Source organism: Mycobacterium paraffinicum (genome assembly GCF_001907675.1).
Lineage (GTDB): Bacteria > Actinomycetota > Actinomycetes > Mycobacteriales > Mycobacteriaceae > Mycobacterium > Mycobacterium paraffinicum_A.
The window spans coordinates 172,086-186,449 of sequence record NZ_MPNT01000004.1 but is presented as its reverse complement, the minus strand read 5'-3'; the positions used below and the strand labels follow the sequence as shown (position 1 = coordinate 186,449).

Genomic DNA, 14,364 nt, shown 5'->3' with positions numbered 1-14,364 from the left:
GCCGCTATTCCACCGCGCGGTTTCGCAGCCGGTCCACGACGCCGCGCACCGCGTGCTCGGTCATGGACAGCGGCGTCATCATCACCTCGCCGACTTTGACCATGTCGTCGATCCGCCCGACGATCGCCTCGACGGGCTCGACCAGGACGATCAGGCGCCGCGCCAGATCGTCCAGCCGCGACAGCGTGCCGTCCAGGTGGTCCAGGCCGCTTTCCATGCGCTCGACCGTGGCGTTCAGGGCGGACAGGGAGGTGTTCAGCTCCTTCATCGTCGTGCTCAGGCCGTCCAGGACGTCTTCGACCTGCTCCACCGTCTTGTCGGCGTTCAGCGCAGCCTGGGTGAGGGTCTTGATCCGGCTTCGCTCTTGCCCACCGCGCACGGTTCTGTCTGCCATGCCCGTCATTATCACCCGACCCACCGGGTGAGGGACTAGCTTCGCTGAGCCGGGGGCAGTTTGGCCGCGGCCTCCTCGTCGAGCAGCCACAGCGTGGTTTCCTGGCCGACCGCGCCGGCGGCCGGCACCGAGACCGGCGCGGCGCCGCCGATGGCCGCCGCCACGGCGTCGGCCTTCGAGGCCCCGGACACCATCAGCCAGACCGCACGCGAACGTTGAACCGCGGGCAGCGTCAAGGTGATTCGCTGGGGAGGCGGCTTCGGGGAGTCCTCGACCGGCACCACCATGCGGCTGGTTTCCAGCACGGCCGGGGTGTCCGGAAACAGGGAGTTGATGTGGCCCTCGGGTCCCATGCCCAGCAGGTGCACGTCGAAATTCGGCGCCGGTTGGCCTGGTTCGGCATTGGCCGCCAGCAGCTGTTCGTAGGCCAGCGCCGCGGCGGCGAGATCGGTGCCGAATTCGCCGTCGCTGGCCGGCATGTTGTGCACATGGCTGGACGGGATGTCGATGTGATCGAGCAACGCCGCCCGCGCCTGCTTGTCGTTGCGTTCGTCGTCGTCCTCGGGGACGTAGCGCTCGTCGCCCCAGAACAGGTGCACCTTGGGCCACGCGATCTCGAAGCCCGCCAGCGACTCGAGCAACCCGATGCCGTTGCCGCCGCCGGTCAGCACCACGAGTGCCCGGTCCCGGGCCGCCACCGCGTCGCGGATGCTTTCGGCCAATCGATTGGCCGCGGCCTCAACCAGTGCTTTGCTGTCCGGGAAAACTTCGATGATGGTGCTCACACGTACTGCACTTTCTCAATGCCTTCTAACGCTGTCTGGTAGATCTCATCGGGGTCGAGCCGGCGCAGGTCCTCGGCGAGGCACTCGCCGGTTTCCCTGCGCGCCAAGGGAAGCAGGGCATCGGGTTTGGCGGTGCGGCTCAGTGTTGCCGTCCTGCCCTCCTGGGGCCGGCTCAAGACGATGGTCTCGCTCTTGCGCAGGAGTTCCACCTTGAGCTCGCCGACCGCCCGGCGCACCGGGCCCTCGATGCGGCTGGCTAGCCAGCCGGCGAGAACGTCGAGCGCCGGTTCGGTTTTCAGCCCGGACACCAGCGCCGACTCGATCGGTTCGTGGGGCGGCAGGTCGACCGCGGAGGCGAGCAGCGCCCGCCAGTAAGTGATGCGGGCCCAGGCCAGATCGGTGTCGCCGGCGGTGTACCCGGGCCGCCGGCCCTTGATCGCCGCCAGCGGGTCGGTTCCGTTGGTGGCGTCGGTGATGCGGCGAATCGCCAACTTGCCCAACGGGTCCCGAGCGGGAACGGCCGGGGCGACGTCGGGCCACCACGCCACCACCGGGATATCGGGAAGCAAGAACGGGGTCACGACACTGGCGGCGTGCCCGGCCAGCGCGCCGGACAGGTTGAGGATCACCACCTCGGTGGCGCCGGTGTCGCCGCCCGCCCGCAACTGCGCGTCCAGCCGCGGCTCGTCGGCGTACGGGTCGCCCCGCATCGTCACGATGACCCGGCTGGGATGCTCGTGGCTCGCGTCGTTGGCCGCCTTGAGCGACTCTTCGAGTACGGCGTCGCTGTCCGGCGCGATGATCAGCGTCAGCACCCGGCCCATCGTCACGGCGCCGACCTTCTCCCGCAGTTCCTCGAGCTTCTTGTTGACCGCGGTCGTGGTGGTGTCCGGCATGTCGATGATCATGCGTCCCAACCCTTCTCATCACGCCGTTCCGCATCGTCGCCGGCGCGGATCATGGGCGCCGCCATTCGCGCCCCGTCCGGCGCAGCATCTCGAACGCGGACTCCGGACCCCAGGTGCCCGCCTCGTACGGCTCGGGCTTGCCGTCGGTCGCCCAGTAATCCAGCACGGGATCCAATATCTCCCACGCCAATTCGACCTCTTCGTTGACCGGGAAGAGAGAGGGCTCGCCCAGTAGCACGTCGAGGATCAGCTGTTCGTAGGCCTCCGGTGACTCCTCGGCGAACGCCGAGCCGTAGGAGAAGTCCATGTTGACGTCGCGGACCTCCATCGCGGTTCCCGGCACCTTGGAGCCGAACCGCAGCGTGATGCCCTCGTCGGGCTGCACCCGGATCACCATCGCGTTGGCGCCCAGCTCGTCGGTCATGGTGGCATCGAACGGCAGGTGCGGGGCGCGTTTGAAGACGAGGGCGATCTCGGTGACCCTGCGGCCCAGGCGTTTTCCGGTCCTCAGGTAGAACGGCACGCCGGCCCAGCGGCGGGTGTCCACCTCCAGCGTGATCGCGGCGAACGTCTCGGTGGTGGAGTCCTTGGCGAACCCCTCCTCGTCGAGCAGCCCGACGACCTTCTCGCCGCCCTGCCAGCCGGCGGTGTACTGGCCGCGGCTGGTGGTCTCGTCCAGCGGCTGCGCCAATTGGGTCGCCGACAGCACCTTGATCTTCTCGGTCTGCAATGCCGACGGGTTGAAGCTGACCGGCTCCTCCATCGCGGTGAGCGCCAGCAGCTGCATCAGGTGGTTCTGAATGACGTCGCGGGCGGCCCCGATGCCGTCGTAATAGCCGGCGCGCCCGCCCAATCCGATGTCCTCGGCCATCGTGATCTGCACGTGGTCGACATAGTGCGCGTTCCAGATCGGGTCGAACAACTGGTTGGCGAAGCGCAGCGCCAAGATGTTGCGCACCGTCTCCTTGCCCAGGTAGTGGTCGATGCGAAACACCGCCTCCTCCGGGAAGACGGCGTTGACCGCGTGGTTCAGGGCCTGCGCGCTCTCCAGGTCATGCCCGAACGGTTTCTCGATGACCACCCGGCTCCAGCGGTCGCCCTGCGGGCGGGCCAGCCCGGACTTGTGCAGCTGATCGCACACCACCGGGAAGGACTTCGGCGGGATCGCCAGGTAAAAGGCGTGGTTGCCGCCGGTGCCGCGCTCGGCGTCCAGTTTCTCCAGCGTTTCGGCCAGCCGGCCGAACGACGCGTCGTCGTCGAAAGATCCCGGTACGAACCGGAATCCCTCGGCCAGTCGCTCCCAGTTCTCCTCCCGAAACGGTGTGCGGCAGTGGTCCTTGACCGCCTGGTAGACGACCTTGCGGAAGTCCTGGGTTTCCCAGTCCCGGCGCGCGAATCCCACCAGCGAGAAGCTCGGCGGCAGCAGCCCGCGGTTGGCCAGGTCGTAAATGGCCGGCATCACCTTCTTGCGGGCGAGATCGCCGGTGACGCCGAAGATCACCATGCCGCACGGGCCGGCGATCCTCGGCAGCCGCTTGTCGCGCTTGTCCCGTAACGGGTTATGCCATTGTTCAGCGGTGCGAGCCGGACTCATTTCGAAGCGGAGTCCAGCTGCTTCTGTGTCTCCTCCAGCAGCTCGGTCCACGACTCCACGAACTTCTCCACGCCTTCGTTCTCCAGCACGACGAACACGTCGGTCAGGTCGATCCCGAGCCCGCTGAGCTTGTCGAACACCTCCTGGGCCGCGGACGCGGTGCCCGTCACGGTGTCACCCTTGATCTCACCGTGGTCGGCCACGGCGTCAAGCGTCTTCTCCGGCATGGTGTTGACCGTGTTCGGCGCGACCAGCTCGGTGACGTACAGGGTGTCGGAGTAGTCGGGGTTCTTGACCCCGGTCGACGCCCACAGCGGACGCTGCACGCGGGCCCCGCTGGCCTTGAGCGCCTCGTAGCGATCACCGCCCTCGAAGACTTCCTGATAGGCGGCGTAGGCCAGCCGGGCGTTGGCCACCCCGGCCTGTCCGCGCAGCGCGAGCGCCTCCTGCGAGCCGATCTTCTCCAGGCGCTTGTCCACCTCGGTGTCCACCCGGGACACGAAAAACGAAGCGACGGAATGGATCTTGGACAGGTCGTGTCCCGCCTCGCGGGCCTTCTCCAGGCCGGCCAGGTAGGCGTCCATCACCTGGCGGTGCCGCTCGACGGAGAAGATGAGAGTGACGTTGACCGAGATCCCTTCGGCGAGAACGGCGGTGATGGCCGGAATTCCGGCCTTGGTCGCCGGGATCTTGATGAACAGGTTGGGCCGGTCGACGATCTTCCACAGCTCGACCGCCTGCGCGATGGTCTTGTCGGTTTCGGCGGCCAGGCGCGGGTCGACCTCGATGGAGACCCGTCCGTCGACACCGTCGGAGGCTTCCCACTGCGGCCGCAGCACGTCACACGCGTTGCGCACGTCGTCGGTGGTGACCGTGCGGATCGTGGCGTCCACGTCGGCGCCGCGCGCGGCCAATTCGGAGATCTGGTCGTTGTAGGTGTCGCTGTCGGCCAGCGCCTTCTGGAAGATCGACGGGTTGGTCGTCACTCCCACAACGCTTTTGGTATCGATCAGCTCCTGCAGGTTTCCCGACTGCAACCGCTGGCGCGACAGGTCGTCCAGCCACACGGATACGCCCGCGGCGGACAGCGCCGCGAGGTTAGGGTTCTGAGTCATGTGGATCACCCTTTCTCAGTTGTCCACTACCTGTTCCGCGGCGGCCGCAACGGCTTCTGCGGTGAAACCGAATTCACGGAACAAAGTCTTGTAATCGGCGGATTCGCCGTAGTGCTCGATCGAAACGATGCGGCCGGTGTCGCCGACGAGCTTGTGCCAGGACTGCGCGACGCCCGCCTCGACGGCCACCCGCGCCGACACCGACGGGGGCAGCACGCTGTCGCGATAGTCCTCGGGCTGCGACTCGAACCATTCCACGCACGGCATCGACACCACCCGCGCGACAATGTCCTTGTCGGCCAACAACTTCTGGGCCTCGACCGCGAGCTGGACCTCGGAGCCGGTGGCGATCAGCACGACGTCGGGATCCTCGGCCCCTGCGTCACCCAGGATGTAGCCACCCCGGGTCACGCCGTCGTAGTTCGTGCCCTCGAGGATCGGCACGCCCTGGCGGGTCAGGATTAGCCCGACCGGCCCGCTGCCGTTGCCGCGGGCCAGTATTGTGCGCCAGGCGTACGCGGTCTCGTTGGCGTCGGCCGGGCGCACCACCGACAGGTTGGGGATGGCACGCAGCGCCGCCAGGTGCTCGATGGGCTGGTGTGTCGGGCCGTCCTCGCCCAGCCCGATCGAGTCGTGGGTCCACACGTAGATCGTGTCGATGTCCATCAGCGAGGCCAGGCGCACCGCCGGGCGCATGTAGTCGGAGAACTGCAGGAACGTGCCGCCGTAGGCGCGGGTAGGGCCGTGCAGCACGATGCCGGACAGGATCGCGCCCATCGCGTGCTCGCGGACGCCGAAGTGCAGCGTGCGCCCGTACCAGTCGGCGGTGTAGTCCTTCGTCGAAATAGACGGGGGCCCAAACGATTTGACGTTGTCCATGGTGGTGTTGTTGCTGCCCGCCAGGTCGGCCGAACCGCCCCACAGCTCCGGCAGTTTCGGCCCCACCGCGTTCAGCACCTTGCCGGACGCCGCGCGGGTCGCCAACGGCTTGTCTTCCGTTGTCCAGGTGGGGACGTCGGCGTCCCAGCCGTCGGGCAGCTGCTCGGCGGTCAACCGGTCCAGCAGCGCCTTGCGTTCGGGTTCGCGTTGTGCCCACGCGTCGAACTCCGCCTGCCACTTCTCGTGCGCTTCCTTGCCGCGGTCCACCAGCTTGCGGGTGTGCGCGATCACCTCGTCGCGCACCTCGAAGTCCTTGTCCGGATCGAAGCCGAGGATCTTCTTGACGGCCGCGACCTCCTCGTCCCCGAGGGCCGCGCCGTGCGCCTTACCGGTGTTCATCAGGTTGGGCGCCGGGTAGCCGATGATGGTGCGCAGCTCGATGAACGACGGCCGGTCGGTGACCGCCTTGGCGTTGGCGATGGCCTCCTCGATGCCGACGACGTTCTCGCCGCCCTCCACCCGCTGCACGTGCCAGCCGTAGGCCTCGTAGCGCGCGGCGGTGTCCTCGCACAGCGCGATGTTGGTGTCGTCCTCGATGGAGATCTGGTTGTGGTCGTAGAACACGATCAGGTTGCCGAGCTGCTGCACGGCCGCCAGCGACGACGCCTCGGAGGTCACGCCCTCCTCGATGTCCCCGTCGGAGGCGATCACGAAGATGAAGTGGTCGAAGGGGCTGGTTCCCGGCTCGGCGTCCGGGTCGAACAGGCCCCGCTCGTAGCGCGACGCCATCGCCATCCCGACCGACGATGCCAAGCCCTGGCCGAGCGGACCGGTGGTGATCTCAACGCCCTTGGTGTGCCGGAACTCCGGGTGCCCGGGCGTCTTGGATCCCCAGGTGCGCAACGACTCGATGTCGGACAGCTCTAAGCCGAACCCGCCGAGGTACAGCTGCAAGTACAGCGTCAGGCTGCTGTGCCCGGCCGACAGCACGAACCGGTCGCGACCCAGCCAGTAGGTGTCGCTGGGATCGTGCCGCATCGTGCGCTGGAAGAGCGTGTACGCCAGGGGGGCCAGGCTCATCGCCGTTCCGGGATGTCCGTTGCCGACCTTTTGCACCGCGTCGGCAGCCAGCACCCGAATAGTGTCGACGGCGGCCGAGTCGATCTCGGACCAGTCGTCGGGGAGGTGCGGTTGGGTCAGCGTAGAGATCTCTTCGAGTGTGGTCACAGACTCAGTCCTTGGGGTCATCGAGCTGATCAGTCCCACCCTAGTGCGGGAGGGCCGGCTCTTGCAGTGCTGGATTTGGGGTACCCGCCGCCGGCTGATGTGAAAATTACGCGGTGGCCGTCGACCCGTAACATTCAGTTCGGAAATCTGGGAGAAGTCTGGGTGAATGGACCCTGCGGGCAGGCCGTCACCGGCCCGCGGTCTACCATCGTGCGTAGTAGATGCTGCGCGCTGCTGCGACCCCAAGGAGTTATTGCGTGAGCGTTCGCGGGCGCGTCGCCCCGAGCCAAGTACCGAGCCGAATACAGAGCACGGTGCTGGCGTATTTGGCGCTGACCAAGCCGCGGGTCATCGAGCTGCTGCTGGTGACCGCGATACCCGCCATGCTGCTTGCTCACCGCGGCGTCGTGAACCCGCTGCTGATCCTCAACACGTTGATCGGCGGGATGCTGGCCGCCGGGGGAGCCAACACGCTCAACTGCGTGGCCGACGCGGACATCGACAAGGTGATGAAGCGCACTGCGCGCAGGCCGCTGGCCCGCGCGGCGGTGCCGACCCGAAACGCGTTGGTGCTGGGCCTAGTGCTCAGCGTTGGCTCGTTCTTCTGGTTGTGGTGGACGACGAACCTGCTGTCGGGTCTGCTGGCGGTCGCCACGATCGCCTTCTACGTGTTCGTCTACACGCTGCTGCTCAAGCGCCGCACGTCGCAGAACGTCGTGTGGGGCGGCGCGGCCGGTTGCATGCCGGTGATGATCGGCTGGTCGGCGGTCACCGGGACCATCGGCTGGCCGGCGCTGGTGATGTTCGCGATCATCTTCTTCTGGACGCCGCCGCACACCTGGGCGCTGGCCATGCGCTACAAGGACGACTACAAGGCGGCCGGCGTGCCGATGCTGCCCGCCGTGGCGACCGAGCGTCAGGTCACCAAGCAGATTCTGATCTACACGTGGCTGACGGTGGCGGCGACGCTGGCGCTGGCGCTGGCCACCGGTTGGCTCTACGCGGCGGTCGCCGTGGTGGCCGGGGTGTGGTTCCTGGCGATGGCCCACCAGCTCTACGCCGGGGTGCGCGCCGGCGAGGCGGTCAAGCCGCTGCGGTTGTTCCTGCAATCGAACAACTATCTCGCGGTGGTGTTCTGCGCATTGGCGGTCGACTCGGTGATCGCGCTACCGCACCTGTTCTAGCCGGGCGCCGAGCGTGGGCCCTAAGTACGGAATCCGTCTCCCGTTCGTGCCTAGGCCCCACACTCGGCGGCCCAGCCCTAAGGCAGCAGGACGATCGAGCCCGCCGTCTTGCGGCCCTGCAGATCCTGGTGGGCGCGCGCGGCTTCGGCCAGTGGGTAGCGGCCGCCGACCTCGATGGTGATCGCCCCGCCGGCGATCGCGTCGAACAATTCCCCTGCCCGCCAGCCGAATTCCTGGCCGGTGCGGATGAAGTGGGCCAGCGACGGCCGGGTCAAAAACACCGAACCGGCGGCGTTGAGGCGCTGCGGATCGAACGGCGGAACGGGTCCGCTGGCCGCGCCGAAGAGCGCGAGCGTGCCCCGCACCGCCAGGCTGGCCAGGCTGGCGTCGAAGGTGGTGGCGCCGACGCCGTCATACACGGCCTCGACACCGGCGCCGTCGGTGAGCCCGCGGATCTGGCGGCCGAATTCGTCCGCGTCGTCGGGGTAGGACAGCACCTCGTCGGCCCCGGCCCGCCTGGACAGCCGGGCCTTCTCCGGCGTCGAGACCGTGGTGATCACCCGCGCGCCGAGCAGACGCGCCCACTGCGTCAGAATCAGCCCGACGCCGCCCGCTCCGGCGTGCACCAGCACGGTGTCGCCCGCCTGTACCGGATACACCGACTTCACCAGGTAGTGCGCGGTCAGGCCCTTCAGCAGCACCGACGCGGCCACCTCGGAACTCACGCCGTCGGGCACGTGGGCTGTCAAAGCCGCCGGGGCGGTGGCGAATTCGGCGTAGGCGCCGGACGCCGCGGCGGTGCCCACGCGGTCGCCCTCGCTGAACCCGTCGACCCCGTCGCCCGTGGCGACGACGGTGCCGGCGGTCTCCTGGCCGAGGATGAACGGCAGCTCGCGCGGGTACTGCCCGGAGCGGAAGTAGGTGTCGATGTAGTTGACGCCGATCGCCTCGGCCTTGATCAGCACCTCGCCGGGCCCGGGCGTGGGCCGGGGCGCGTCGACGTAGCGCAGCACCTCGGGGCCGCCGGTTTCGCTGACTTCGATTGCGTGCATGTGCTTATCATGCCCGGGCATGAAACTCGCCCGTCCGGACATCTTCCATCCCCGCATCGTGCTGGCGGGGCCCGGCGACGATGCCTGCCGTGGCCCGCGACAGCCCGACGATGCCGGCCTGGTCCCCGCGCTGCGCACCCGTGGGCTGCACGCACGCTGGCTGTCCTGGGACGACCCCGAGACCCTCAACTCCGACCTGGTGATTCTGCGGGCCACCACGGACCGCCACGACGAGTTCCTTGGCTGGGCGCGGCGGGTGCGCCACCTGCTCAACCCGCCCGACGCGGTCGTTTGGAACCTCGATGAGCGGTACCTGCGCGATCTGCAGGACGGCGGGGTGCCGACGCGGCCGGGCGGCCTACCGGAGGCGGCGCTGATCTTTCTGGGCGGGAAGCAATCGCACGCCTGGCCGGTCGAGCCGGAGTTCGAGTCGTGGGACCTGGGTTACGCCGCGCTCGGGGTCGCCGCCGACCGCGCCGGGATAGCCGTACGCGACCTTCTGTACGCGCGCGCCGACGTGGTCGGCGGTCGGCTGGTGGGACTCGACCTCGTCGCGCCGTCGCTGGGCTGGCGCCATCTCGACGGCGACGACCGCGAACGCGCCCAGCGCGACTTCGCGCTGGCCGTGGAGTCAGCCTGCGAGCGGCTCGGGCTCGGCCCGTTCTCGCATCGCGGCCCATAGCGCGGCGGTGGCCGCCGTACACGCCGCCGCCCCGGCCACGTGCAGGGCGACCAGCGCGGCCGGCACCCCGGTGAAGTACTGGGCGGTGCCGACGGCGGCCTGCGCGCACACCAGGGCGAGCAGCACGATCAGCCGCCGCAGGATGGGCCGGGCGGCGCGCACTGCCAGCAGCCCGAAGCCCAGCCCGACCACCAGGGCGAGGTAGGCGATCAGCAGCGAGGAGTGCGCGTGGACCAGGGTGTCGACCGCGACCTTGAGCCGGGGCACGGTCCGGGTGGGGCTGCGGTCACCCGCATGCGGGCCGGCGGCCGTCACCAGCGTGCCGGTGACCAGCACCATGGCCAGGTCCAGCCCGATCAGCGCCGTCAGCGCCCGCAGCGGCCGGGGGACGCGCCTGCGCACCACCCCGTCGTCGGGCTCGCCGATCTTGACGTAGAGCAGCACGGACAGCCACACCATCGTCATCGAGGTGAGCAAGTGGATGGCCACCGTCCACCAGAGGAGGCCGGTGCGCACGGTGATGCCGCCGATGACCGCCTGCACCACCGTCGACACCGGCATCAGCCACGCATAGACCAGCACCTCGGTGCGTCGCCGGGCGCGGATCACGGCCAGCACGGCCAGCGCCGCCGCGACGACCACCGCGAAGGTGATCATGCGGTTGCCGAACTCGACCGCCTGGTGGATGCGGGGCACCTCGGCGTGGGCGACGGGGGTGAAGCTGCCCGGGAAGCACTGCGGCCAGGTGGGGCACCCCAGGCCCGACGCGGTGACGCGGACGATCGCCCCGGTGACGGCGATACCGCCCTGGGTAAGGATGACGACCGCGGCGATGAGGCGCTGGACCCGCACGCTCGGGTTGGGGAGCAGGTCCACCAACCGCATCAGCGTTCGTCCGAGCATGGCCCGATGGTAGGCCAACGAAAACTACACCCTGTAGTAAGCCCTGGTGTCGCCGAGATTGCCGTGATGGCCGTGCCGAGGTCACCGACCACGACCATGGCGGCAATCTCGCCGCGCGTCAGGTGAACGCGCGTCAGGTGAAGCGGAACCAGCGCCGCGCCGCCAGCGCCGCGACCGCCCCCCACACCGCCAGGACGGCGACGCCGAACCAGTCCACCGACAGGACCATCGCCCGCGACAGGGCCTCGGTCAGCGCACCCGACGGGGTGAGCCGGGCCGCCCACTTGACCCCCGTCGGGATCATCCCGCTTTCCACGGTCAGGGCGCCGAGCCCGGCGAACACGAACCACATGAGGTTGGCCAGCGCCAGCACGATTTCGGCCCGCAGCGTCCCGCCGAGCAACAGCCCTAGCGCGGTGAAGCCCGCGGTGCCCAGCGCGATGACCGCCGCGCCGAGCAGCAGGGCGGCCGGCGCGGGCCGCCAGCCCAGCGCAAACCCGATGGCGCCCAACAGGATTGCCTGCAGGAACACCACCGTCACCACGGCCAGCGACTTGCCGGCGATGATGCCCCAGACCGGCAGCGGGGTCGCGCCCAGGCGCTTGAGCGCGCCGTAGCGACGGTCGAAGGCCACCGCGATGGCCTGTCCGGTGAACGCGGTCGAGATCACCGCGAGGGCCATGATGGCCGGGACGAACGTGGCGGCGCGGTTGTGGCCGAACGAGCCAAACGGCAAGAGCGTCAACCCAACCAGAAGCGTGATCGGGATGAACATGGTCAGCAACAGCTGCTCGCCGTTGCGCAGCAGCAGCTTGAGCTCGAGGCCGAACTGCGCGGCCAGCATCCGCGGCACGGCGTTCGGCCTGGGATCGGGGGTGAAGGTGCCCGCGGGGAAGACGTTCGATTGGGTCGTGTCCAGTTTCAAGGCCGCAACTTCCTGCCGGTGAGGTCGAGAAACACGTCCTCGAGGCTGCGCTGCTCGACGCGCATGTCGGTGGCCAGCACGTCGATCCGCGCGCACCACGCCGTGACGGTGGCCAGCACCTGCGGGTCGATCCGGCCCTCGACCAGGTACTCGCCCGGGGTCACCTCCGAGACCTTGTAGTCCTCGGGCAGGGCGGCGGTCAGCAGCGTCAGGTCGAGCCGCGGCGGCGCGGTGAACCGCAGCTCGTCCTTGGCGCCTGCGCGCATCAGCTCGGTGGGCGTGCCGGCGGCGACGGTCGCGCCGTGGTCGATGATGACCAGCCGATCGGCCAGCTCCTCGGCCTCCTTGAGCTGGTGTGTCGTCAGCAGCACCGTCACGCCGTCGCGGCGCAGCGCGTCGATCAGCTCCCAGACCAGCAGTCGGGCGTGGGCGTCCATGCCGGCCGTCGGCTCGTCGAGGAAGACCAGCTCGGGCCGGCCGACCAGCGCGCAGGCCAGCGCGAGCCGCTGCTGCTGCCCGCCGGACAGCCGCCGGTAGGTGGTGCGGGCCGCGTCGGTGAGGCCGAGGGTGTCCAGCAGCCAGGCCGGGTCCAGCGGGTCCGCGGCGTAGGAGGCGACCAGGTTCAGCATTTCGCCCGCCCGCGCGGAGGGGTAGCCGCCGCCGCCCTGCAACATCACCCCGATGCGGGTGCGCAGGCGGGCGTTGTCGGCGATCGGGTCCAGGCCGAGCACCTCGATGGTGCCGGCGTCCGGGCGCACGAAGCCCTCGCACATTTCGACCGTCGTGGTCTTGCCGGCGCCGTTGGGTCCCAGCAGGGCCAGCACTTCGGCGGCGTGCACCTCGAGGTCGAGATCGGCGACGGCCGTGGTGGATCCGTAGCGCTTGCTCACCCCGCGCAGCCGCACGACCGTTTCAGGAACGTCCGAGCTCACGTGGAATCAGCGTAGGCGTCAGGTACCGCCGTCGGGCGAGGGGTCTGCGCGGTCGCGGGCGCAGGCGCCGTGTCGGCGGTTGCCTCTTGCGTCTCGGCGCTGTCGGCCGGGAGTCGCCGCCACGGCAGGCGGGTGTAGGTCACCGCGATGAGCACCGCCACGATCACGGTGCTGGCCAGGGTCGCGTCGACGATCTGGAACAACGCGAAGCGGTCGCCGTTGGCCGTCGGCCCGAAGATGCCGACGACCAGGGTGATGACGATGACCGCCACCCGGAATCCGCTGCGGGTGGCCCAGGCGGCGAGCGGGATGATCGCCCAGAGCAGGTACCAGGGCTGCACGACGGGGAACAGCAGCACCGTGACGCCCAGCGCCACGCCCAGGCCGCCGATCGGATGCAACCGGCCCCGGAAGACGGCCACCAGCAGCCAGCCCACCATCACCGTGATGATCAGCACGCCGATGGCGCGCGTGAGCCCCAGCACCGCGGTGGTGTGGTCGCCCAGCCCCAGCAGGATGCCCACCTGCCCCGTGCCCAGGGCGAGCAGCGTCGGCGGCGACATCCAGCTGCGCACGACGTTGGCGGTGCCCAGCGTGTAGATCCAGCCGAATCCGAGGCCGCTGGCCCAGCCGACGAGCGCCATCACCGCCAGCGACAATGCGCTCATCGCGCCGCCCGCAAGCAGCAGCGCCCGCAGGTTCCCCCCGCAGCGGTACGCCAGCGCCATCGTGACGAAGCCGAGCGCCAGCAGCGACGGCAGTTTCACCTGCGACGACAGCACGATCAGGACCGCGCCGGCCAGCAGCATGCCCAACGGTTCCCAATCGGGACCCGGCCGCCAGGAGGCCGGGAACAGCCGCGGCGAGTCGATTCCCCGCAGCGCGAACTCGGCGCCGGCCAGCATCAGCCCGAGCATCAGTGCCTCGTTGTGAACGCCGGCGACGAGATGCATGATCAGCAGCGGATTGGCCGCGCCCAGCCACAGCGCGCTGACCTCCGCGACGCCGCAGCGCCGGGCCAGCCGCGGGGTAGCCCAGACGATGAGTCCCACGCCGATCAGCTCGACGAGCCGGTGGCAGAGCACGGCGGCGACGATGTTCTCCCCGGTGATGGCCGAGATGCCGCGCCCGATCCACAAAAACAGCGGGCCGTAGGGCGCCGGCGTCTCCCGCCACAGCGTCGGCACGGACAGCGTGAAGACGTGGGACAGCCCGAGCCCGGACGCCGGCCCCACCCGATACGGGTCGAGCCCCTCCAGCGAGATCTGGCTCTGGGCCAGGTAGGAGTAGACGTCTTTGCTGTACATCGGGGGGGCGATCAGCAGCGGCAGCGTCCACAGCAGCAGGGTGCGGTCCAGGTCACCGCGCGACATCCGCCTGCTGCCCAACGCGAACCGCCCGAGCATCAGCCAGGCCAGCGCCATCATGACCGCGCCGGTGGTCGTCATCGTCAGGGACACGGTCTGGATCCGGGACGGCAGGTTTAGCAGCCGCACCCCGAAGGTCGGGTCCTGTACCACGGGCCGGGCGCCGGCGCCCAGCGCGCCGATGGCCATCAGGATGGTGCCGGTCGCGCCGAACAGGCGGGTGCGCTGCAGCGCGGTGAGCTCGGTGGCGTTCAGCGGCGTGCCCACCGCCTGCTCGTCGCCATGCAGGCTGGCGATCGACGAGCTCAGCACGTGGTGGCGGGCTGCCATCAGAGCAGCGTAGCCGCCGGGGTCGCCGGGCTCGCCTTCCAACCCGGCAGTGGGTCGCCGCGCGTCCGACTCAATGTGACCAGCGCA

General features: G+C 69.3%; 13 protein-coding genes. 2 read left to right on the top strand and 11 right to left on the bottom strand.

All coding sequences use genetic code 11. The features are described from left to right. Positions 1-4 precede the first annotated feature (4 nt). The 6 genes from BRW65_RS06895 to tkt are packed head-to-tail and all read right to left on the bottom strand — an operon-like array spanning position 5 to position 6,902. Positions 5-403, bottom strand: coding sequence for an ATPase (locus BRW65_RS06895; RefSeq protein WP_067275764.1), 399 nt, complete (start codon positions 401-403; stop codon positions 5-7). 26 nt (positions 404-429) lie between these two features. After that, complete coding sequence (pgl, locus tag BRW65_RS06890) at positions 430-1,179, bottom strand: 6-phosphogluconolactonase (RefSeq protein WP_073872636.1); 750 nt, start codon at positions 1,177-1,179, stop codon at positions 430-432. Continuing rightward, positions 1,176-2,087, bottom strand: coding sequence for a glucose-6-phosphate dehydrogenase assembly protein OpcA (gene opcA, locus BRW65_RS06885; protein WP_073872634.1), 912 nt, complete (start codon positions 2,085-2,087; stop codon positions 1,176-1,178). Before opcA ends, pgl begins: the two co-directional genes overlap by 4 nt. A gap of 49 nt (positions 2,088-2,136) precedes the next feature. After that, positions 2,137-3,681 carry a glucose-6-phosphate dehydrogenase gene (gene zwf, locus BRW65_RS06880; RefSeq protein WP_073872632.1) on the bottom strand — a complete coding sequence of 515 codons (1,545 nt, stop codon included), beginning with the start codon at positions 3,679-3,681 and terminating at the stop codon, positions 2,137-2,139. Beyond that, on the bottom strand, positions 3,678-4,796 hold the full coding sequence (tal, locus tag BRW65_RS06875; protein ID WP_073872630.1) for a transaldolase: 1,119 nt from the start codon (positions 4,794-4,796) through the stop codon (positions 3,678-3,680). The genes zwf and tal overlap by 4 nt, the downstream gene beginning before the upstream one ends. A gap of 15 nt (positions 4,797-4,811) precedes the next feature. Continuing rightward, complete coding sequence (tkt, locus tag BRW65_RS06870; RefSeq protein WP_073872628.1) at positions 4,812-6,902, bottom strand: transketolase; 2,091 nt, start codon at positions 6,900-6,902, stop codon at positions 4,812-4,814. 257 nt (positions 6,903-7,159) lie between these two features. On the opposite strand from tkt, the gene BRW65_RS06865 reads away from it, so the two are divergent. Continuing rightward, positions 7,160-8,086 (top strand): heme o synthase, encoded by a 927-nt coding sequence (locus tag BRW65_RS06865; RefSeq protein WP_073872626.1) that lies wholly within the window; start codon positions 7,160-7,162, stop codon positions 8,084-8,086. 77 nt (positions 8,087-8,163) lie between these two features. Here BRW65_RS06865 and BRW65_RS06860 read toward each other — a convergent pair whose 3' ends face one another. Beyond that, entirely contained in the window at positions 8,164-9,138 is a 975-nt protein-coding gene (locus tag BRW65_RS06860; protein WP_073872624.1) for a quinone oxidoreductase family protein, read from the bottom strand. Between the two features lie 19 nt (positions 9,139-9,157). On the opposite strand from BRW65_RS06860, the gene BRW65_RS06855 reads away from it, so the two are divergent. Then, positions 9,158-9,820, top strand: a complete 663-nt coding sequence (locus BRW65_RS06855; protein WP_073872622.1) for a hypothetical protein — start codon at positions 9,158-9,160, stop codon at positions 9,818-9,820. On the opposite strand, the gene BRW65_RS06850 is transcribed toward BRW65_RS06855, so the two are convergent. From BRW65_RS06850 to mptB, 4 genes are all read right to left on the bottom strand, one after another. Next, the gene (locus BRW65_RS06850; RefSeq protein WP_073872620.1) at positions 9,770-10,723 is read right to left on the bottom strand and encodes a COX15/CtaA family protein; all 954 of its coding nucleotides are present in this window, start codon (positions 10,721-10,723) and stop codon (positions 9,770-9,772) included. The genes BRW65_RS06855 and BRW65_RS06850 overlap by 51 nt on opposite strands. Before the next feature lie 133 nt (positions 10,724-10,856). After that, positions 10,857-11,567 carry an ABC transporter permease gene (locus BRW65_RS06845; RefSeq protein ID WP_244168020.1) on the bottom strand — a complete coding sequence of 237 codons (711 nt, stop codon included), beginning with the start codon at positions 11,565-11,567 and terminating at the stop codon, positions 10,857-10,859. 77 nt (positions 11,568-11,644) lie between these two features. Next, positions 11,645-12,580 (bottom strand): ABC transporter ATP-binding protein, encoded by a 936-nt coding sequence (locus tag BRW65_RS06840; protein ID WP_167374008.1) that lies wholly within the window; start codon positions 12,578-12,580, stop codon positions 11,645-11,647. Further along, positions 12,577-14,277, bottom strand: a complete 1,701-nt coding sequence (mptB, locus tag BRW65_RS06835) for a polyprenol phosphomannose-dependent alpha 1,6 mannosyltransferase MptB (RefSeq protein ID WP_073873005.1) — start codon at positions 14,275-14,277, stop codon at positions 12,577-12,579. Before mptB ends, BRW65_RS06840 begins: the two co-directional genes overlap by 4 nt. Positions 14,278-14,364: the final 87 nt, after the last annotated feature.

Coding starts and splice junctions, on each gene's coding strand:
- BRW65_RS06895 (WP_067275764.1), bottom strand. CDS start 403: ATGACGGGCATGGCAGACAGAACCGTGCGCGGTGGGCAAGAGCGAAGC.
- opcA (WP_073872634.1), bottom strand. CDS start 2,087: ATGATCATCGACATGCCGGACACCACCACGACCGCGGTCAACAAGAAG.
- zwf (WP_073872632.1), bottom strand. CDS start 3,681: ATGAGTCCGGCTCGCACCGCTGAACAATGGCATAACCCGTTACGGGAC.
- tal (WP_073872630.1), bottom strand. CDS start 4,796: ATGACTCAGAACCCTAACCTCGCGGCGCTGTCCGCCGCGGGCGTATCC.
- BRW65_RS06860 (WP_073872624.1), bottom strand. CDS start 9,138: ATGCACGCAATCGAAGTCAGCGAAACCGGCGGCCCCGAGGTGCTGCGC.
- BRW65_RS06855 (WP_073872622.1), top strand. CDS start 9,158: ATGAAACTCGCCCGTCCGGACATCTTCCATCCCCGCATCGTGCTGGCG.
- BRW65_RS06850 (WP_073872620.1), bottom strand. CDS start 10,723: ATGCTCGGACGAACGCTGATGCGGTTGGTGGACCTGCTCCCCAACCCG.
- BRW65_RS06845 (WP_244168020.1), bottom strand. CDS start 11,567: ATGCTGGCCGCGCAGTTCGGCCTCGAGCTCAAGCTGCTGCTGCGCAAC.
- mptB (WP_073873005.1), bottom strand. CDS start 14,277: ATGGCAGCCCGCCACCACGTGCTGAGCTCGTCGATCGCCAGCCTGCAT.